At 61.9% G+C, this 19,868-nt stretch carries 19 protein-coding genes; 11 read left to right on the top strand and 8 right to left on the bottom strand.

The window, feature by feature from the left end; all coding sequences use genetic code 11:
• Positions 1-40 precede the first annotated feature (40 nt).
• From hslO to AC2FNY_RS09885, 8 genes are all read left to right on the top strand, one after another.
• Positions 41-1,021: an Hsp33 family molecular chaperone HslO gene (gene hslO, locus AC2FNY_RS09920; protein ID WP_234165090.1), complete on the top strand. Its 981-nt coding sequence runs from the start codon at positions 41-43 to the stop codon at positions 1,019-1,021.
• Positions 1,014-1,610, top strand: coding sequence for a CoA pyrophosphatase (locus AC2FNY_RS09915; RefSeq protein WP_496802341.1), 597 nt, complete (start codon positions 1,014-1,016; stop codon positions 1,608-1,610). The genes hslO and AC2FNY_RS09915 overlap by 8 nt, the downstream gene beginning before the upstream one ends.
• On the top strand, positions 1,607-2,761 hold the full coding sequence (locus tag AC2FNY_RS09910) for a CCA tRNA nucleotidyltransferase (RefSeq protein WP_496802340.1): 1,155 nt from the start codon (positions 1,607-1,609) through the stop codon (positions 2,759-2,761). Before AC2FNY_RS09915 ends, AC2FNY_RS09910 begins: the two co-directional genes overlap by 4 nt.
• A 191-nt stretch (positions 2,762-2,952) precedes the next feature.
• Positions 2,953-4,791, top strand: coding sequence for an ABC transporter ATP-binding protein (locus AC2FNY_RS09905; RefSeq protein ID WP_496802339.1), 1,839 nt, complete (start codon positions 2,953-2,955; stop codon positions 4,789-4,791).
• Positions 4,788-6,620, top strand: a complete 1,833-nt coding sequence (locus AC2FNY_RS09900) for an ABC transporter ATP-binding protein (RefSeq protein WP_496802338.1) — start codon at positions 4,788-4,790, stop codon at positions 6,618-6,620. Before AC2FNY_RS09905 ends, AC2FNY_RS09900 begins: the two co-directional genes overlap by 4 nt.
• Positions 6,621-6,659: 39 nt before the next feature.
• Positions 6,660-7,892, top strand: a complete 1,233-nt coding sequence (locus AC2FNY_RS09895; protein ID WP_496802337.1) for a class I SAM-dependent RNA methyltransferase — start codon at positions 6,660-6,662, stop codon at positions 7,890-7,892.
• 17 nt (positions 7,893-7,909) lie between these two features.
• Complete coding sequence (locus tag AC2FNY_RS09890; protein ID WP_234139178.1) at positions 7,910-8,686, top strand: ion transporter; 777 nt, start codon at positions 7,910-7,912, stop codon at positions 8,684-8,686.
• A gap of 64 nt (positions 8,687-8,750) precedes the next feature.
• Positions 8,751-9,269: a L,D-transpeptidase family protein gene (locus AC2FNY_RS09885; RefSeq protein ID WP_234145323.1), complete on the top strand. Its 519-nt coding sequence runs from the start codon at positions 8,751-8,753 to the stop codon at positions 9,267-9,269.
• On the opposite strand, the gene AC2FNY_RS09880 is transcribed toward AC2FNY_RS09885, so the two are convergent.
• Positions 9,253-9,510 (bottom strand): hypothetical protein, encoded by a 258-nt coding sequence (locus AC2FNY_RS09880; RefSeq protein WP_496802336.1) that lies wholly within the window; start codon positions 9,508-9,510, stop codon positions 9,253-9,255. The genes AC2FNY_RS09885 and AC2FNY_RS09880 overlap by 17 nt on opposite strands.
• A gap of 144 nt (positions 9,511-9,654) precedes the next feature.
• On the opposite strand from AC2FNY_RS09880, the gene AC2FNY_RS09875 reads away from it, so the two are divergent.
• Positions 9,655-10,563, top strand: coding sequence for a LysR substrate-binding domain-containing protein (locus AC2FNY_RS09875; RefSeq protein ID WP_234163334.1), 909 nt, complete (start codon positions 9,655-9,657; stop codon positions 10,561-10,563).
• A gap of 10 nt (positions 10,564-10,573) precedes the next feature.
• Here AC2FNY_RS09875 and AC2FNY_RS09870 read toward each other — a convergent pair whose 3' ends face one another.
• The 6 genes from AC2FNY_RS09870 to cysQ all read right to left on the bottom strand — a co-directional run bounded on the left by AC2FNY_RS09870 (position 10,574) and on the right by cysQ (position 17,560).
• The gene (locus tag AC2FNY_RS09870) at positions 10,574-12,013 is read right to left on the bottom strand and encodes a sulfotransferase family 2 domain-containing protein (protein WP_496802335.1); all 1,440 of its coding nucleotides are present in this window, start codon (positions 12,011-12,013) and stop codon (positions 10,574-10,576) included.
• A 6-nt stretch (positions 12,014-12,019) separates the two neighbouring features.
• Complete coding sequence (locus AC2FNY_RS09865; RefSeq protein ID WP_234165073.1) at positions 12,020-13,720, bottom strand: DUF5927 domain-containing protein; 1,701 nt, start codon at positions 13,718-13,720, stop codon at positions 12,020-12,022.
• Positions 13,717-14,703: a glycosyltransferase family 2 protein gene (locus AC2FNY_RS09860; protein WP_496802380.1), complete on the bottom strand. Its 987-nt coding sequence runs from the start codon at positions 14,701-14,703 to the stop codon at positions 13,717-13,719. The genes AC2FNY_RS09865 and AC2FNY_RS09860 overlap by 4 nt, the downstream gene beginning before the upstream one ends.
• A gap of 201 nt (positions 14,704-14,904) precedes the next feature.
• A complete protein-coding gene (locus AC2FNY_RS09855; protein WP_234139186.1) occupies positions 14,905-15,948 on the bottom strand; it encodes a glycosyltransferase family 2 protein in 1,044 nt (347 codons plus the stop codon).
• 13 nt (positions 15,949-15,961) lie between these two features.
• A complete protein-coding gene (locus AC2FNY_RS09850; RefSeq protein WP_496802334.1) occupies positions 15,962-16,762 on the bottom strand; it encodes a 3-deoxy-manno-octulosonate cytidylyltransferase family protein in 801 nt (266 codons plus the stop codon).
• Positions 16,763-17,560 carry a 3'(2'),5'-bisphosphate nucleotidase CysQ gene (gene cysQ, locus AC2FNY_RS09845; RefSeq protein ID WP_496802333.1) on the bottom strand — a complete coding sequence of 266 codons (798 nt, stop codon included), beginning with the start codon at positions 17,558-17,560 and terminating at the stop codon, positions 16,763-16,765.
• Between the two features lie 166 nt (positions 17,561-17,726).
• Here cysQ and AC2FNY_RS09840 point away from each other — a divergent pair, with 166 nt between their 5' ends.
• Both AC2FNY_RS09840 and AC2FNY_RS09835 read left to right on the top strand, forming a co-directional pair.
• The gene (locus AC2FNY_RS09840) at positions 17,727-18,500 is read left to right on the top strand and encodes an ABC transporter permease (protein WP_235775994.1); all 774 of its coding nucleotides are present in this window, start codon (positions 17,727-17,729) and stop codon (positions 18,498-18,500) included.
• Positions 18,497-19,081: a COG3650 family protein gene (locus tag AC2FNY_RS09835; RefSeq protein ID WP_234165066.1), complete on the top strand. Its 585-nt coding sequence runs from the start codon at positions 18,497-18,499 to the stop codon at positions 19,079-19,081. Before AC2FNY_RS09840 ends, AC2FNY_RS09835 begins: the two co-directional genes overlap by 4 nt.
• On the opposite strand, the gene AC2FNY_RS09830 is transcribed toward AC2FNY_RS09835, so the two are convergent.
• The gene (locus AC2FNY_RS09830; protein WP_234165064.1) at positions 19,078-19,680 is read right to left on the bottom strand and encodes an alpha-ketoglutarate-dependent dioxygenase AlkB; all 603 of its coding nucleotides are present in this window, start codon (positions 19,678-19,680) and stop codon (positions 19,078-19,080) included. The genes AC2FNY_RS09835 and AC2FNY_RS09830 overlap by 4 nt on opposite strands.
• Positions 19,681-19,868 lie beyond the last annotated feature (188 nt).

Here is a 19,868-nt window from a genome sequence, read left to right as displayed (position 1 = left end):
ATGGTCGCGATATGCCAAGACTTGGCGTGCAAGGAAACCCATGACACTCGGAACCAAAATCGCGTGGGACGACACGGTCCTGCCCTTTCAGCTCGATTTGCCCGACATGCGTGGCCGCGTGGCGCGGCTGGACGGTGTGCTGGACGGCATTCTGAAACAGCATGATTATCCCACCGTGGTCGAGGCCCTGGTGGCCGAGATGGCATTGCTGACCGCGCTGATCGGCCAGACCATCGGCCTGCGCTGGAAACTCTCGTTGCAGGTCCAGTCCAAGGGCGCGGTGCGGATGATCGCCACCGATTACTATGCCCCGCAGATCGAGGGCGAGCCGGCGCGCATCCGTGCCTATGCCAGTTTCGACCGCGACCGGCTGACCGATGGCGCCCCCTTCGACCAGGTGGGAGAGGGCTATTTCGCGATCCTGATCGATCAGGGCAAGGGGACCCAGCCCTATCAAGGCATCACCCCGCTGGCGGGCGGGTCGCTGAGCGCCTGTGCCGAGGCCTATTTCGCGCAATCCGAACAGCTGCCGACACGGTTTCAGCTGCGCTTTGGCAAGTCCATCGAACCGGGTGTGCCAGAGCATTGGCGCGCAGGTGGCGTGATGTTGCAGCACATGCCCAAGGCCTCGCCCTTTGCCGCCGGCGGTCCGGGTTCTGGCGATATTCTGACCGCCGCCGATCTGGTGGACGGCGCCGAGGGCGAGAACTGGAACCGGGTCAATATCCTGCTCGACACGGTCGAGGATCTGGAGCTGATCGGCCCGGCGCTGCCGCCGACCGACCTGCTGGTACGGCTGTTTCACGAGGAACAGCCGCGTGTCTACGATGCGCAGTCGGTGCGGTTTGGCTGTACCTGTTCCGAGGAGCGGGTGCGCCAGAGCCTGTCGATCTATTCCGCCAAGGATATCGGGCACATGACCACGGATGAGGGAACGGTGACCGCTGATTGCCAGTTCTGCGGCGCACATTACGTGCTGGACCCGGCCTCGGTCGGGTTCGAGGCGGATCAGGGTGACTGACCCGGTTAGCCCTCTGCTTGCGGCGCTGGCTCGGACCGGGCCGGGGTCGAGCGATTTTGACCTCAACCCCGGTACGGTCCTGCCCGAGGGGCGCAAACTGCGCCCCGCTGGGGTCTTGGTGCCGGTGACCTTGGCCCACGGCGCACCCCGGGTGATCCTGACCAAACGCTCCTCGGCGCTGAAGCATCATCCCGGCCAGATCGCCTTTCCCGGCGGCAAGCAGGATGAAGGCGACGCCGATGTGATCGCTGCCGCGCTGCGCGAGGCACAGGAAGAGATCGGTTTGCCACGAGACCTGCCGCGCGTGCTGGGGACCCTGCCGTCACACGAGACAGTGACCGCCTTTACCGTGACACCGGTGGTGGCAGTGATCGAACGCGCGTTCGACATCCGGCCAGAGCCGGGTGAGGTCGAAGAGGTGTTCAGCGTGCCGCTTGCGCATCTGATGCGGCCCGAAAATTACTCGGTGCAATCACGCCGCTGGCGTGGGCAGCGGCGGCATTATTTCACCGTACCCTTCGGGCCCTACTATATCTGGGGCGCCACCGCTCGGATTTTGAGGGGGCTGGCCGAAAGGATGCAGCCGTGACCCGCATCAACGAGGCCTGGTTGACCCACCCGGCAACGCAAAAGGTCTGCCGGACCCTGACAGATGGCGGTGCGCAGGCGCTGTTCGTCGGTGGCTGTGTCCGAAATGCGCTGCTGGGGGCACCAGTCAGCGATATCGACATCACCACCGATGCCCGTCCCGAGCGGGTGATGGAGCTGGCTGCGGCGGCCGGGATCAAGGCGGTGCCCACCGGCATCGCCCATGGTACCGTGACGCTGGTCGCGGGCGGTATTCCGCATGAGGTGACCACCTTTCGCCGGGATGTGGAAACCGATGGCCGCCGTGCGGTGGTCGCCTTTTCCGACTCGATCCACGAGGACGCGGCGCGACGCGATTTCACGATGAACGCGCTTTATGCCCGGCCGGACGGCACGGTACTGGACCCGCTAGATGGCCTGCCCGATCTGCAGGCGCGGCGCGTAAGGTTCATCGGCGATGCGACCGACCGCATCCGCGAGGATTACCTGCGTTCACTACGCTATTTCCGCTTTCACGCCTGGTATGGCGATGCCGATGCCGGTTTTGATGCCGAAGCGCTAGCTGCGATTGCCGGCAATCTCGACGGGCTGACCCGCCTCTCGCGCGAGAGGGTGGGGGCCGAGATGCTGAAGTTGCTCGCTGCGCCCGATCCGGCGCCCTCGGTCGCCGCTATGCGCGCCGCTGGGGTTCTGGCGCAGCTCTTGCCCGGCGCTGACGATCGAGCGCTGGCGCCTCTGGTGCATCTGGAAGACGGGCTGAGCGCCGACCCGATCCGGCGGCTGGCTGCGCTGGGCGACGGCGAAACACTGGCCTCGCTCCGGTTGAGCAAGGCGCAGATGGCGGCGCTGGACACTCTGCGCCACGCTGCTTTGGGCACCGCCGGGGCCGGAGAGTTGGGGCATGATCTGGGCGTCGAAGCAGCGCGCGATGCGCTTCTCTTGCGGGCCGCCTTGCTGGAACAACCGCTTGACCCGCATGCGCCCGCCGCAATTGCGCGCGGTGCTGCGGCCGTGTTTCCGGTCACCGCTCGCGACCTGATGCCAGCGTTTTCGGGCCCCGCGCTGGGCGCGCGGCTTGCCACGCTGAAAGCGCACTGGATCGCATCCGATTTCACGCTGAGCCGGACAGCTTTGCTGGCTCGAGATGATTGACGTAAGGTCAATCAAATCCTGCGTGACATGCTGAACCTTGCGAGGTTAGGTTTGCCGCGAAACCAATAGGAGGGATGCGAATGTATTACGGGCTCTGGTTCAGCTGAGGCTGGGATAACCGACCCGTTCGGGTGGTGTCCTGCACGCCGCCTCTTTCGCATATTCCCTAATTGCTCAACGGAGCATCCTTCATGTTTCGCTTTTTCGAAAATCTTGTCGATCCCTTTGTCGCCTATGACGAGACGGACACGCCGCCCACACGGCTGTGGCCCTTCATGCTGGACTATTCACAGCCATTTCTGCGTGTCTTCATCTGGGCTGGCCTGTTGTCGATCGTTGTCGCCGGGGTCGAGGTCTGGCTGATCTATTACATGGGCCGCGTGGTCGATGTGCTGAACGGCTCACCCGCCGAAGTGTGGGAGCGCTACGGTACCGAGATGATCGCGCTGGCCCTGTTTGTTCTGCTGATCCGTCCGGCGCTGCATGTGCTGGATGTATTGGTCCTGAACAACGCGATTTTGCCAAACTTTGGCACCCTTATCCGCTGGCGCGCGCATAAACATGTGCTGCGTCAGTCGGTGGGCTGGTTCGAGAACGACTTTGCCGGGCGTATCGCCAACAGGATCATGCAGACCCCTCCGGCGGCGGGCGAGGTGGTGTTCCAGGTATTCGACGCCATTTCGTTTTCGCTGGCCTATCTGGTTGGAGCAGCAGTTTTGCTCATGGCGGCGGATGCCCGGTTGTTGTTGCCGCTGCTGATCTGGTTCGCGCTTTACGCGTTGCTGGTGCGCTGGACGATCCAGCGGGTGGGGCCGGCGTCGCAGGCGGCCTCGGATGCGCGGTCGACCGTGACCGGCCGGGTGGTGGACAGCTATACCAACATCCATTCGGTCAAGATGTTCGCCCATGACGACCGCGAGCTGGCTTATGCACGAGAGGCGATCGAGGAAACGCGCCGCACCTTTCAGGTGGAAATGCGGATCTTTACCATCATGGATGTGGTGCTGGTTACCCTGAACGGGCTGTTGATCGTCGGTGTGGTTGGCTGGGCCATCGCGCTTTGGATGCAGGGGCAGGCCAGCGTTGGCCTGGTGGCCGCCGCCTCGGCCCTGACCCTGCGGCTCAACGCGATGACCGGCTGGATCATGTGGGCGTTGACCAGCTTTTTCCGCCAGCTGGGTGTGGTGGCCGAAGGGATGGAGACCATCGCCCAGCCCATCGACCTGGTGGATGCGCCGGATGCCCGGCCGCTCGCGCTGAGCGAGGGCCGGATCGAGCTGCAACAGCTATCGCATCATTACGGGCGCGGCGCCGGTGGCTTGGATCGGTTGGACCTGACCATTGCGCCGGGCGAAAAGATCGGGCTGATCGGGCGTTCGGGCGCGGGCAAGTCGACACTGGTCAAACTGCTGCTCCGGTTCTACGACCCGGATAGCGGTCGTATCCTGATCGACGGGCAGGATATCGCCCGAGTGACCCAGAACAGCCTGCGCAGCCATATCGGCATGGTGCAGCAGGACAGCGCACTGTTGCACCGTTCGGTCCGCGACAACCTGCTGTACGGTCGTCCCGACGCAACAGAGGAAGAAATGATCGCCGCCGCCAAACAGGCCGAGGCGCATGACTTCATCCTCGATCTCGAAGATCCGCAGGGCAGGCGTGGCTATGACGCTCATGTGGGCGAGCGCGGGGTCAAGCTGAGCGGCGGGCAACGTCAACGGGTGACGCTAGCGCGTGTCATTCTCAAGGATGCGCCGATTTTGCTGTTGGACGAAGCGACCAGCGCCCTAGATTCCGAAGTCGAGGCTGCCATACAGGACACGCTCTACGGCATGATGGAAGGAAAGACCGTGATCGCCATCGCTCACCGGCTGAGCACTATCGCGCAGATGGACCGTATCCTGGTGCTGGATCAGGGCCGGATCGTCGAGGAAGGCGGTCACGCCGATCTGTTGGCGCAGGGTGGGCTTTATGCCCAGTTCTGGGCGCGGCAATCGGGCGGATTCCTGAATGTCGAGGCCGATGGATGAGGCTTGCCGACCTCATCGACCCGTTTCGTGACACGGATACGCCCCCGCCCCAGCGGCTGGGGGCGTTCATCCGCTGGGCGCTGAATGGTGCCTGGCCGGTCTTGTTTGCCGCCGCGCTGTTTTCGGCAATGGCGGGCATGTTCGAGGCGGTCACCGCCTGGATCCTGGGGCAGGTGGTCGACCGGGCGGTCGAACTGGGTCCCGAAGGGTTTTTTGACGGGACCAATCTGGGGGCAATTCTGGCGGCGGTGGCGTTCTTTGTGCTGATCCGACCGGTTGCATTCGGCCTGTCGGCGCTGTCGAACAACTATGTCGTCATGCCCAATATTCCGCCGTTGGTGCTGGCCCGGCTGAACCGCTGGACATTGGGTCAGTCGGTCGGGTTCTTTGACGACGATTTTGCCGGACGGATCGCGCAAAAACAGATGCAAACCGCAAGTGCGCTCACTTCGGTTGTGTCCGAGACGATCAGCGCGATTGTGTTCGCCTTGGCCTCTCTGGTCGGTAGTCTGGCCTTGTTAGGGTCTATTCATCCATTGGTGATGCTGCCCTTTGCCCTGTGGCTCGGCGCCTACTTCCTGCTTATCCGCTGGTATCTGCCACGGGTCCGCAGACGGTCGGCGGCACGAGCGGGGGCGCGGGCGATGGTGTCGGGCCAGGTCGTCGACACGATCACCAATATCAAGACGGTCAAGCTCTTCGCCCATGCAAAGGTCGAGGATGTGGCGGCGCGCAACGCCATGGCCGACCTGCGCGAGCGGTCGCTGGATTTCGGATGGCTTTCTGCCAGTTTCCGGTTCTTACTGATGCTTCTGGCAGGCGTCTTGCCGGTAATCCTGCTTGGATCGGCGCTGCTTCTATGGCGAGCAGGGGGCGCCAGTGCCGGCGATGTGGTGGTTGCGGGCTCGGTTTCGATCCGTATCGCGCAGATGTCCGGCTGGGTCAGTTTCACGCTGATGAGCCTTTATGCCAACCTGGGCGAGGTTCAGAACGGCATGAACAGCCTCGCGCGGGCCGAGCGGATCGAGGATATGCACGATGCCCAACCGCTGGTTGCAGGCAGTGGAAAGATCGAATTCGTCAATGTCGGCTTTGCCTATGGGCGCGAAACCGGTGGGGTGGATGCGTTGACGCTGACTGTCGAGCCGGGCGAGAAACTGGGGATCGTCGGCGCGTCGGGGGCGGGAAAATCGACGTTGGTTTCGCTTCTCCTAAGGCTCTACGAGGTGGAAACCGGTCAAATCTGCATTGACGAACAGGACATTGCAACCGTGACGCAAGACAGCCTGCGACGACGGATCGGGCTGGTCACGCAGGAAACCGCAATGTTCAACCGGTCTGCCCGCGACAACATCCTCTATGGCCGCCCCGACGCGACCGAGGCCGAATTGATAGCCGCCGCCCAAAAAGCCGAGGCGCATGAGTTCATTCAGGATTTGGCCGACGCCAAGGGGCGCAAGGGTTACGATGCATATCTGGGCGAGCGCGGGGTCAAGCTGAGCGGTGGTCAGCGGCAGCGTATCGCGCTGGCCCGCGCCATCCTCAAGGACGCCCCGATCCTAGTGCTGGACGAAGCGACCAGTGCGCTTGACAGCGAGGTCGAGGCGTCGATCCAGAGCGCGCTGCATCGCGTGATGGAGGGCAAGACCGTGCTGGCCATCGCGCACCGCCTGTCCACCCTGTCGGAAATGGACAGGATCGTGGTGCTGGATCGCGGGCGGATCGTCGAAAGCGGCACGCATGAGGCGCTGTTGGCCCGCAATGGTCTCTATGCGCGGTTCTGGCATAGGCAATCCGGCGGGTTTATCTGCACGCAAGCGGCCGAGTAGGGGCTTTTCGCCTTGCGCGCGCCCCTGTATCAGGCGGCCATGACACAAGAGATAACCATCACGCGGCTGGGCCATCAGGGTGACGGGATCGCCCCGGGCCCGATCTATGTGCCACGTACCCTGCCGGGCGAAGTGGTCAGCGGAACGCCCGAGGGCGACAGGCTGGCCGATATGCGGGTTGTGACCCCGTCGCCGCACCGGGTGACGCCGCCCTGCCGCCATTATCGCGCCTGCGGCGGTTGCCAGTTGCAGCATGCCTCGGACGGATTTGTTGCCCAGTGGAAGCAGGAAGTGGTTCATTCCGCGCTCACGGCTCAGGGTGTCGAGGCCGAGATGCGCCCCGTTCATACCTCGCCGCCCCGCTCGCGCCGTCGTGCCACCATTGCGGTGCGACGCACCAAGAAGGGCGCGCTTGCCGGGTTTCATGGCCGCGCCTCGGACGTGATCACCGAAATATCCGAATGCCAGTTGCTGGACCCTGCGCTGCTTGCCGCCATTCCGGTCGCCGAGGCGCTGGCCATGCTGGGTGGCAGTCGCAAGGGTGTCATGGCGGTGACGCTGACCCTTTCAGACGCCGGGCTGGATGTGGCGGTGCGCGGTGGCAAACCATTGGATGGCCCTCTTGAGGTGGCGCTGGGACAATTGGCCGAGGCGCAGGGGCTGGCCCGGCTGGCCTGGGAGGGTGAGGTGATCGCGATGCGACACCCGCCCACGCAACGTTTTGGCAAGGCGGCGGTTGCGCCGCCGCCAGGCGCCTTTCTGCAAGCCACCCGCGACGGTGAACAGGCGTTGTTGGCGGCGGTGCAGGAAACGGTTGCGGGTGCCAGACGGGTCGCCGATCTGTTTGCCGGTTGCGGCACCTTTGCACTGCCGCTGGCCGAGACCGCCGAGGTACATGCGGTCGAGGGCGAGGCCGCGATGACTACGGCGCTGGATCAGGGCTGGCGCCGGGCGGCGGGCTTGAAGCGTGTGATCACTGAGGCGCGCGACCTGTTTCGCCGCCCGCTGCTGCCCGACGAGCTTGCCGCATTCGACGCGGTGGTGCTGGACCCGCCCCGAGCCGGGGCTGAGGCGCAGGTGGCGGAACTGGCCCGTGCCAAGCCACCCGTCATCGCCTATGTCAGCTGCAATCCGGTGACCTTTGCCCGTGACGCGAAAACGCTGGTTCAGGCCGGCTATCGCCTGAATTGGGTGCAGGTGGTCGATCAGTTCCGCTGGTCGGCGCATGTGGAGCTTGCGGCGTCCTTCTCGCGGGTCCATATCGGCGGCTGAGCAACAAGGAGCGCGCGATGCAGAGATTGCAGGCATTCATCGACCGGCCCGGATTTGGCCGGTTCATCACCGCCGTGATCATGCTGAACGCCGTTGTTCTGGGGATGGAGACCTCGCCCTATCTGATGGAGCGGTGGGGTGGTCTGATCCTGACCGCCGACCGCATCTGTCTGGGCATCTTTATCGTCGAGATCGTTCTGAAACTGGTGGCGCAGCGGCAGCGTTTCTTTTTGAACGGCTGGAACATCTTCGATTTCGTGATCGTGGGTATCGCCCTGATCCCCGCTGCCGGCGGCCTGTCGGTGCTGCGGGCCCTACGTATCCTGCGGGTTCTTCGGGTGATCTCGGTTGCACCGCGCCTGCGTCGCGTGGTCGAGGGCTTCATCACCGCGCTGCCCGGCATGGCCAGCGTTTTCCTGCTGATGACCATCATCTTTTACATCGGTTCGGTGATCGCGACCAAGCTCTTTGCCGCCTCTTTCCCCGACTGGTTCGGCGACCTGGGCTTGTCTGCCTATACGCTGTTCCAGATCATGACGCTGGAAAGCTGGTCGATGGGCATCGTTCGACCGGTGATGCAGGTCTATCCCTATGCCTGGTTGTTCTTTGTCCCCTTCATCATGATCACCACATTTGCGGTGGTGAACCTGCTGGTCGGTCTGATCGTGAACTCGATGCAGGACGCCCATCATGCCGAGGACGGTGTCCGCACCGATGCCTATCGGGACGAGGTTCTGGCCCGTCTGGAGCAGATCGAACAGCGTCTTGGCGCGTTGGGTGAAACCAAAAAGTGATTTTGCCCGCCCCCGATTCCGGGGTATTCCGAGAACCATTGAGAAAAAGAACGAGGCAGTGAATATGGATCGTCGGCATTTCGGTCTTGGTGCGGTTGCCGCGCTTGGCCTGTCGGCCTGCGGCAGTCAGGACAGCAAGTTCCGCCGCTATTACGGACCTGCGGTCACCTCGGTCGTGATCAACAAGGGTGCACGCAAGATGTACCTGTTGAACAACGAAAAGGTGCTGAAGGAATACAAGGTCGATCTGGGCTTTGCCCCGGCCGGGCACAAACAGTTCGAAGGCGATGGCAAGACGCCCGAAGGCACCTATCTGATCGACCGCCGCAATCCCAACAGTGCGTTCCACCTGTCGCTGGGCATATCCTATCCTAATGCCCGCGACGTGGCCTATGCCCAGGCGATGGGCAAGAAGCCGGGCGGCGAGATCTTCATTCATGGGCAGCCCAACCTGTTGCGCGACCGCAAGAAGGCGAAGAAACAACCGGATTGGACCGCAGGCTGCATCGCCGTCAGGAATGAAGAGATTGAAGAGATTTATGCCATGGTGCGCGACGGAACGGTGATCACCCTGCGCGCGTGATCGCAGCTGGCCCCGGTTGTTCAAAGGCCAGATCATTGTCGGGCGAGACCCACACTGTTGTTGCTGTGTTGCTGCGCAGCGGATCCACCGCAAATCCGATATCCGCCAGCAGATGCGGCGCGGTTTCCGCGAGGCGGATCAGATCCGCTTCGAGCACCGCACGCTCCCGCTCTCTCTTTCGATCAATAATGCTGATCCAACGAAAGAACCAGGCGCGCAATCCCGGCTTGGCGGCATTCACAGGGCTTTCGTAAACGCTGCAAGAATTCATGATATTTTCCCCTTGGTTGTCTGGTCATAACCAAAGCTGGACCCTCGATCTCTTGCCTTCAACGCAAGCTTTCTCGTAACTTGGCTTAGGAAATCTAATCCAAAGGGTTTGCATATGCGATTGCCGCCGTTGAATGCTCTGCGCGCATTTGAAGCTGCCGCGCGTCACAATGGGTACATTGCGGCCGCCGAGGAGCTTTGCGTGACCCGAGGTGCTGTGAGCCGTCACATCAAGTTGTTGGAGGAGCATCTGGGCGTTGCCCTGTTCCACCGAAACCACCGCGGGGTCGATCTGACCGCGGCGGGGCGGCAGTTGCTGCCTGTGTTGACCGAGGCGTTTGCCCGGATCGGACGAGAAGCCGAACAGATCTCTTCCGTGACTCAGGACATCCGGATCATCTGTCCGCCGGCGTTGTCAATTCGCTGGCTGTTTCCACGACTGGAGAACTTCCAGGCAGCGCATCCCGGCATCCGTGTCCGGATGACCACAGAGTTTTACGGCGCCAAGGGATTTGACGGTACCGAATATGATCTCGGTGTGTCGGTCGAACATGTCCACGGACGGCCAGCGGGTATCACCAGCATGCCGCTGTTCCCAATGGTGCTGTCCCCGGCCTGTTCCCCGGCTTTGCTACGTCAACAGTCCCTCAGGACACCTTCAGATCTTGCGCGGATGGTCTTGTTGCATGAATCTCCGCAGCGCCGGGACTGGGCGCATTGGCTGGCCAGCTTTGGGATACGCGGGATTGATGCGGCAAGCGGACCGACATTTCCGAATCTGGATATGGCCGCAAGGGCGGCGGCGATGGGGTCAGGCGTTGTGATGGCGGACCTGGCTCTGTGTCACGAAGAACTGCGGAATGGAGCGCTTGTGCTTCCCTTTCCCGAGATGACCTGTGTCACACCACAAGGGGGATATGTCCTGATCGGTATGCGTGACCGTTGGGACGAACCCCATCTGCGGGCGTTTCGGGAATGGGTGGCGCAAGACTGCGCTGATCTCATGCCAGATCTCGGGGCCTAGCCAATCTGCGTCACGCCTGGCTGCCGGCCCATTTCCCGAACCCGAACAGGATATAGTCGCGCTGATAGATGTCGGCGGCCAGTGCCTCGAGCGCGTCATCATAGATATCGCCCAGCGGGATCGGCGTATCGGGGGCGGCACGAGGCGGTTCGGGTGGTTCGGCATGGCCGAAGCGGCGGGCCAGCGCAGGCAAATCGCTCGCGATTTCGTCTTCGCGCAGGATCAGGTCTGGACTGACGAAGTCGGAAAAGCTGTTTAGCGCCTGAGCCTGACTGCACCAGGATCCGTCAATGCGGATCGCTGTCTGTCCGGCGAGGTTCATGCGGACAAATTCCAGAAACGCCTCGAACGCGGCGCGGTGATCGGCGCGTCCGTAATCCGGGCCGGGGCTGTCCTCGGGTATCGGCAGGTTGAACTGTCGGCGCAGGGTGTTGCGGATTTTGGTGAAACAGCCCGGCCCCTTGTTCAGGATGCGATGGCAAAAGGCCGAATGCGCACGTGCCAAAGGGTGACGCAGCACCGTGAACGAGCGGTGCCCCTCGTTACCCTTGAGCCAGCCGCGTACCTGTTTCTGGTTCAGGCCGGTGCCCAGCGCCGCATCGACAACACCGTCCAGTTCTGCCATCCAGCGGCGAACCTCGTCCTCGGGGCCGCCACGCACTGGCAGATAGATCAAAGGTGTCACCGCGCCGGTAACATAGGTCGGTACCGCGGGGCCACGGCGCGGTTCGAAATTGGGAGTCCGTGTCAGGTTGAAACGGTCCAGCCCACTCAGGGCCTCGACCATCTCACCCGCATTCACCACCTTGGACGTGACCGGGCTGGGGTTCTGGCGCTTCAGGTTGTCATCCAGTTGGTCCAGCCGCGCGGGCACGCCCAGCCATTGCGCCAGCCCGTTCATCACCGCCAGGTCCTGAAGATCCTCATAGGCGACATAGAACGGGGTCTGGCCACTGCGCTGAAGGCTGTTGAGCAGAAAGACCTGGAAATCCTGTAACGCCTCGACGTGGCGTGCGAATTCCTCGGCATTGAAGTGGGCCTGTGCCTCTTTCCGACGCTTGATGTTGGTCAGTTTCCACTGTCCGGTTTCCTTGGCGATCTTCCACGAGACATAGCTGTCGAGCGGATTTCGGGTCAGGATGATCTTGGCGCAGCGCGGATCGTTCAGCATCAGGTCCAGGATCCGCGGATCGTGATCGTGAAAGAACCGGAATCCGGCCAGCACACCGCGCGCGCCGCGCACCGCATCAATGAGGCATTGCGGGTCTGCGTCGCGCATCTGCTGGCTGATTTCCAGTATCTCGGTCTTGTTGGGATAGCCGATGAAATGCGGGTTGAACGCTTCGCCGACACAGGCAACCCCGTCCAGCGCGTTCAGGTTCGCCTCGAGAAAGTTGGAGCCGGTCCGCATTTCGGCGAAGACGACAAAGTAATCGAAAGGGCTGCTCATACGTCCTTATCGCACCAGATAGGGTTTGCGGTTGGGTTTGGGGTTGTTGACCGGGGCCGGCTCGACCGGAAAATCGCCCATCAGATAGGGGTGCATGCCCTGATTCTTGAGGTTCTGCAGGAACTGTCCAAAGCCGGTCAGATCGACCATTGTCGGCGCTTCGGTCAGGCGGCGCGGGCTGGATTGCCCGATTTCATCGACGATGGTCTGGATGGGTTCCATCGGGGCCTCGACAAACTCGGCCATGGTCCAGATCCGCACCCGCGCCTTTGTCCAGACCGAGCGCAGGATCTCCAGATGCTTGCTTTCGATCCTTTGCAGGCGCGCGGCCTCCTTGCGCAGGTCGGCAAAGTTGCGGTTCGACTTGAACAGCGGCACCGCCCAGGCGCCGGTAATGACCGAGATCTGAGCGTTGGGGTCGCGTGCCAGCAGCCAGTTGATTTCCTGATTGTCGGCGGGGCCGAACTGGAAACACTGTCGCTCACCCCTTGTGTTCCAGATCAGTGAGGTCAGGAAGCTGGTAGGGTTATAGTCTCGTAGCTGGGCGCAATCGCTAAGCGCGCCGTTGATCAGCCGCTCACCACCGGAGAATTCGGCGCGGTCGGGGCCAAAGAGATGCCCATGTACCCGGGTTCCGGTGGCCCTGGACAACCAGGGCTCGAAATCCTCGAACAGTTCGGTAAAGCCCTGGAACATCGAATAGGGGTTCGAGGTAAGGCCGTTTTCGTTGCCATGGCGGGGATAGCGGCTTTGCATATACAGCCCGTCGCGTCCACGCGTTCGACGCTCGACCGCCTTGGCAAAAATCCGGTCGATCTTGCCCGGGTTCGGTTCGGTTCGTTTCATGGCACCGGCCTGGTCGGTCAGAAAGGCCTGATACAGGCGTTCGGCCCGTGGCCAAATCTTGCGTGCGACGAAACAGTCGGACCGGCGCAGCAATTGCAGGTGATCGTCGTAGAAAATATGCGGTTTGCCTTGAAAATCGAACTTGCTCAGCGTCAGAGAGCGGCTTTCGATATTGGCCGAGAACTGTCGGGCCAGCGTCTGGAAGTAACTCTCGTCGGGGATCCAGACCTTGCGGAAATAGCGGTCATAAGTGTCGCGCTCGGGGTCCTGAAGGATCGCAGACAAGGTATGCCGCGTCAGGCACCACCACTGGCTGCCCATATGTGGCACCAGCCCAGCGGGTATCTTGCGCTTGAATCCCAAGCGCCGCTGAAAGCTGACGTATCTGTCGAATAGATAGCGATGCTTTTTCCAAGAAAAGGGAAAGCGCAGGGTGAAGCGTTCGTGATCGAGGCCGCCGACGGTCCAGGGTACATCGGCGGTGGTGGCGCTTTCGATGAAATCGGTGCGTGGCCGGGCGGCCAGATAGTCGATCAGCTCTTGCACAGGTCTTAGCGGCAGGCACGAACCGGAAGCCAGATAAACATGCCGGATATCGGTGAATTCCTCGAGCAGTTGCTCGGACGCCGATTGAGATGCCGCGACGATCCCCCAGGTCCCCCAATCGCAGCGGTGTCGGGTGCTGAACCGGATCAGCGGGTCCTTGATGCAGGCATCGTGAAACGCCTTGAACGCCTTCCGGGGCACCTTGCGGTCGACATGGATCACTACGGGACAGCCAGAGGCGGTCCAGTGGTGTGCCACCTGCTGTGCACGATCGAGCGCAGTATGAACCAGCATGACGATACCGACCGTGCTCATGCCCAGTTCCCCTTGGACATGAGGCCGAGGATCTCGAGTTGGCGCCAGTTGATGTATTTCTCGGACCATTTGCACCACAGGTCGGGCTGGTCCTGCACCCGGTCCGCATAGGCCTTGTATTCAACCGAGTTGGAGTAGTGCTGGCGGCGTGTCAGCTCCTCGGCTGCCTTGGCAGTGAACGTGTTCAGAAACTTGGTATGCAGCAGCGCGCCGCTGGCCTTTTCACCGCCCCACTCGTCATAAACCTGATTAAGGCCGCGCGGCAGCAAGGCGTGGGTCGAGCTTACATAGGCATACCGCCGGTTCCATTTAACCAGCGGAGTCTTGTTCAGTGCGGGTGCCTTTTTGGGGTTGTCGGGAAAGAACACCCGGCTGCGCGGACCGCCCTGGATCCAGAGATTGCCGTATTCGGGGTTCTTCTTGATCGAATAGTTACCACTGTCGAACCAATTCGCAATCTCTAGCGGGTTCTGCCCTTCGACATAGGGAACGTCGTCAATCCGGCCCTTTGGATAAACGTCGATCAGCATCGCGCTGAAGGACCGGATCGAGGAATTGTCCAGCCAGTCGGTCAGCGCCTGGATAGGGCGCGTGTCGCAGAAAGGGTAAATGAAGAATTCGTCGGGATCGACGACTAGGACCCAATGGTTATGTGCATAGTTCCGCTTCAGCCAGTTCATCCAGTCGACGCCGAAGGTGGCGGATTTATAGCTGTGCGTGGTGTGCCAGACTGAAACATCGGACTGCCCAGCAAGGTAATCGAGCGTGCCATCGGTGCTGTCATTGTCGACGATCAGGAAATGGTCGATACCCAGCTCGCGGTAGTAACGCAAAAAGTAGGGCAAGCGGATCTTTTCGTTCCGGACAGTCGAGACCAAGAGAACATCGCCTGGTCGAATTGCAGCGGTATTGTTCTGAATGGCGCGCAATTCCCGAGATTTGCGGATGCAACGCAAAAGACGGCGCTTGCGCCGCACTCTCATCCGATAGGAGTCCCAAAGGCTCACGCTGCTATCCACTCTTCTTATGACGCGAGCATGCCCGGTACTTATAACCAACAAACCCTATTGGTATTGACCGTTTATGTCACTGAAACATCTATGGAAGCAACGGGTTTAGAAAGCGTTACGTCAATCCTGATGCCGTAACCGTGACTTTCCCCGGGTCTCGGTTGTATTCTGGCTCTAATCCCAACCTCCGGGCGAAAGAAGCCCGAGCGCGCTCAATTGCGTCCAGCCCGCGAACCGGGTCGAGGATGATGTCCAGAAATCGGGTGAGGCGGTCAGCTCGTCATAGTAATGGTCGAAATCGGCAGGCGTGTGAAAATGCTGCTGTCGGGTCTTTTCTTCGGCCGATCTGGAAACAATGTCGGGCAGAAATTTGGTGTGAAGCAGCACGCCCGAGGGCGCGCTGTCCCCCGGCCCGCCATAGGCCGCGTTCAGTCGGCGGGGCAGGGCGGAATGACACGAGTTCACATAGGCATAACGTCGGTCCCAGCGGATCAGCGGTATCTTGTTCAATGTCGGTGATCGGCGCGGCTCATCGGCAAAGAACATCCGCTCGCGCGCGCCGCCCTGAACCCACAGGTTCCCCAGAGGCTGTTGGCGCTGGGCGCGATAGGGGCCGGCATCGAACCAGTGCAGGATATCCAGCGGATCGTCGCCCGGCGCATGGATCTGCGCCGCGACCGGCCCCTTGGGGTAAAGGTCCAGCATATGGGCGCCAAAGCTGTCCCGCCCTTGCCCATTCAGCCAGCCAGTCAATGCATGCAGGTCGCGGCGGTCGTGATGTGCATAGACCAGCAGCTCGTCAACATCGACCATCAGGCACCAATGCCCGTGCGCGTGGCGCATCTGAAGCCATGTCATCCAGTCGAGCCCGAAGCGGGAGTCGCGGTAACTGGCCCCGGTCCGCCAGAGCGAAACATCGGGCCGCGCCATCAGCAGCTCGTCGCTGCCATCGTCGCTGCCGTTGTCGACCATCAGAAAGTGATCGACACCGAGGTTTCGGTAATAGTCCAGGAACCAGGGCAGGCGCAGCGCTTCGTTCCTGAGCGTGGTAACGGCCAGCACCTGACCCGGTCGGATCGCCGCGGTGCGGTCGGATAACGCGGTCAGCGCGTGGCGGCTGCGGAAAGCACGCCAGAGCAACCGCCGCCGTTTCCATCGCAACCGATAGGCATCGGCCCATCCGATCGGCGAGAGCGGCGGTGCGGGGCTGCTGGTCATCCGGTCCCTCGTGTCAGTCCAGCCCCATCGCGGCCATCATCTCTTCGATCCGGGCCACGTCTTCGGGGTTGTTCAGCTCCCAGAACTGGCGCCCGCGCGCCTCGACCTCGACACACAGAACCTTGCGCCCGTTTTCCATGAAACGCAGCTGTTCCAGCCCCTCGAGGGTTTCCAGCGGCCCCATCGGCCAGGTCGGATAATCCGCCAGCGCGCCGGGTCGATAGGCATAGACGCCGACATGGTGGAACACCGGGGTCGGCGCGTCGTCGGCATAGATCTGCGAGGTGAAGGGGATCACCTCTTTGGAGAAGTAAAGCGCGCTGCGGTCGGCGGCGAACACCGCCGTGGTTCCGCCGACGCGGCCATGTTTGCGGTCGTTCAGAAAACTGTTCAGCGCCATCCCGTCGCAGCGCAGCACCGGCGTGGCGATGTCGGCCCCGGGCGCGGCGCGCAGGCCTGAAACCAGGTCCTCGACAAACCAGTGCGGCGTCAGCGGCGCATCGCCTTGCAGGTTGACCACGATGTCGTGCCCACCGCCCAGCGCAGCATGCGCCTCGGCGCAGCGCTCGGTGCCGTTGACGCAGTTGGACGAGGTCATGACAACCTCGGCCCCGAAGCCTTGGGCCACCTCGCGGATGCGGTCGTCATCGGTGGCGACCACCACCCGGTCGGCGCCACGTACCGCCATCGCCGCCCGCCACGAGCGTTCGATCAGCGTCATTTCCTTGCCACTGGCGCCGGTCAGGCTGACCAGCGGCTTGCCGGGATAGCGGGTCGAGGCATAGCGGGCGGGAATGGCGATGAGGACGGACATTCAGGCTTCCTTGAGGGTGACGCTGGGCGCGTAGGCGATAAAGAACGGGTTGGCATAGCCTTCCTTGCCATAGGTCAGCGGCTGGTGATTGTCGAAACGTACCACCTTGCCCCCGGCTCCGGCCAGAACGGCGTGACCGGCGGCGGTGTCCCATTCCATGGTGCGGCCAACACGCGGGTAAAGATCGGCCTCGCCCGTGGCCACCAGACAGAATTTCAGCGAGGAACCGGCGCTCTTGCTGTCCTTGACGGCGTATTTGCCGATGTAATCCTCGGTCGCCTGGTCGCGGTGCGATTTCGACGCCACCACCATCAACGCGGCATTATCCGCTTGCGCCACCCGGATCGGAGAGAGTTCACCGGGGGTCTCTTTGTCCAGTGCGCCGGTCTCCTCGACCGACGAACCGTCGGCCAGAGTATAGAACATCCGCCCCTTGGCCGGGGCATAGACCACCCCGCGCGTTGGCGTGCCACTTTCCACCAGCGCGATATTCACCGTAAAATCGCCGCGCCGGTTGATGAATTCTTTGGTCCCGTCCAGCGGATCGACGATCAGGAAGGTATCGCCCGTCTGGCTGTGCGAGGCCGCCTGTTCCTCGGTCACCAGCAGGATATCAGGGAATGCCGCGCGCAGCCCGGCCGAGATCAGCGCGTCGGCGGCCTCGTCCGCCTCGGTCACCGGGCTGGAATCAGATTTCACCTTCACCGCGAAATCGTCGGCGTTGTAGATCGCCATGATCTGGTCGCCCGCCTCGAGCGCCAGGCGGCGGATGACAGGAATTAGTTCCTCGTAGGTCACAAAAATGCTCCGATCGTGGGATTTGTTGATCCAAGATGCAGGAGCCCTTATGCTGTGATGGCAACGGAACGGCAAGAATTCCGTGCAAGGCTTGGGCAATTCAACGGAAAGCAGCACCGTGTTTCGATACCGGCAACACAAATCCCTATTGAGCGGCGCCATCACCATGGCAGAGCTCATCTTTCACAACGTGGTGCGGGGTGTCCGTCAGGGCCATTCCAATGCCTACGCGGCGTTGGGCAAGAACATGATGCAGATCCTGGTCTTTGTGCTGGTGTTCTACATGATGTTTTCGATGCTGGGGCTTCGCGGTTCGGCGATCCGGGGCGATTTCCTGCTTTACATCATGTCGGGCATTTTCCTGTTCATGGTGCACATCAAGACGGTGGGTGCGGTTGCCGGGGCCGAGGGGCCCAACAGCGCAATGATGAAGCATGCACCCATGAATACGATCATTGCTATCCTATCTGCGGCCTTGGGGTCGCTCTATACCCAATTGCTGACGCTGTTCCTGATTCTCTTTGGCTATCATGTTGCCTTTAAGCCGATCGAGGTGGAGGATCCTGCGGGCGCGTTTGGAATGCTGATGCTGGCCTGGTTCACCGGCTGTGCGGTCGGGCTGGTATTTCTGTCGATCAAGCCCTGGGCACCGATGCTGGTGGGGGTTATGACCACGCTTTACCAGCGCGCCAACATGATCGCCTCGGGTAAGATGTTCGTGGCAAACACGTTACCAGGTTACATGCTGGCCATGTTCGATTGGAACCCGTTGTTTCACGCAATCGACCAATGTCGCGGCTTCGTATTCCGCAACTATTTCCCGCATAACAGCAATTGGCACTATTCGCTGTGGCTGGGAATTATCCTGATCATGATCGGGCTGATGGGCGAATTCTATACCCGTCGCCATGTCTCGGCTAGCTGGTACGCGCGGCGATGAGGTGGCTTTTCGCCCTGCTGCTGGTGTTTGCCGCACCGCTTGCCGCCGATCCGGTACCGGCACTGTTCGATGTGATCGGGGTTGCGGCGGACGATGTGCTGAACGTGCGCGAAGAACCTTCGGCCGGGTCCGAGGTGATCGGCACGCTGGCGCCCGATGCGGTTGGGGTCGAAGTTGTCGACCTGACCTTTGGCGGCGGTTGGGGCCGGGTGAACGTGAACGAGATGAGCGGTTGGGTCTCGATGCGTTACATGCAGCAGCAGTCCGAGGCCGACGGGGTCTGGATGACCCAGCGTTTCATCTGTTCCGGGAACGAGCCGTTCTGGTCGCTGACCGTCGAGCAGGGAGTCGGGGCGCAGTTCCAGATCTTGGGTGAGGCAGAGCAGGCTCTGCCGGCCGGTCTGCTCAAGCCCGGCGCCGGCGTGAACGATCGCTACGCCCTGACATTGGGTCAGAACGTTGCCATCCTGCGGCAAATGCAGTGCCATGACGGCATGTCCGACCGGGCCTATGGGTTGGATGTGGGCCTGATGCTGAATGGATCGCTTTATGCTGGCTGCTGCACGCTGTTGGCGGACTAGGCCGCCACCCGCAGCGTCAGGTTCAGCCGCCCGCCCTTGGGCAGCAACCGGGACGAGCCGAAGCGGATACGGTCGATCCCGTGATAGATCAACCGCGCAGGTCCGCCCATCACCACCACATCGCCCGAGTTGAGCCAGACCGATTCCGTCTTGCCGCCGCGGCTGGTATTGCCGATGCGAAACAGCGCGTCATCGCCCAGTGACAGAGAAACTACTGGCCAGTTCAGATCGGCCTCGTCGCGATCCTGGTGCAGGCCCATCCGGGCGCCCTCGCCATAATAGTTGATCAGACAGCAATCGGGCGCGCGGTCCTGCCCGGTGACCCCATGCCACAGATCCAGCACTTCGGGTGGGATCGCGGGCCAGGCCATGCCCTTGGGATGGGTCGGTTGATAGCGATAGCCACCCTTGTCCGTCACCCAGCCCAACGGCCCGGCCGAGGTCATGCGTACCGAGAGCGGTTTGCCGTTCGGCATGGTGGGCGTAAACAGCGGCGCGGCCTTCAGAACCGGGCGCAGCGCCTCGATCAGCCGTGCCTGGGCCGGTCCGTCGAGCGCGCCCTTGCGAATTTCGACACCGCGCAGGTTCAACATGGTCATTCCCTGCCAGACCCTTTCCTTGACGAAGCCTTGTCAAAAAGCATGCAGATTCGCGAAAACCTGCAATTCTGCATGCTTGCAGCACCTGTTTTCGCCCCCTATATACGCCGGGACGCGCCGTGGTGTAGGCCATTGCGCAAACAGATCGGGGCCGGAATGCCAAAACGGGTTCAGGTCTCGAGCCATCG

The organism is Ruegeria sp. BHSC223 (genome assembly GCF_059613025.1).
This window is presented reverse-complemented; position numbering and strand designations above follow the sequence as displayed.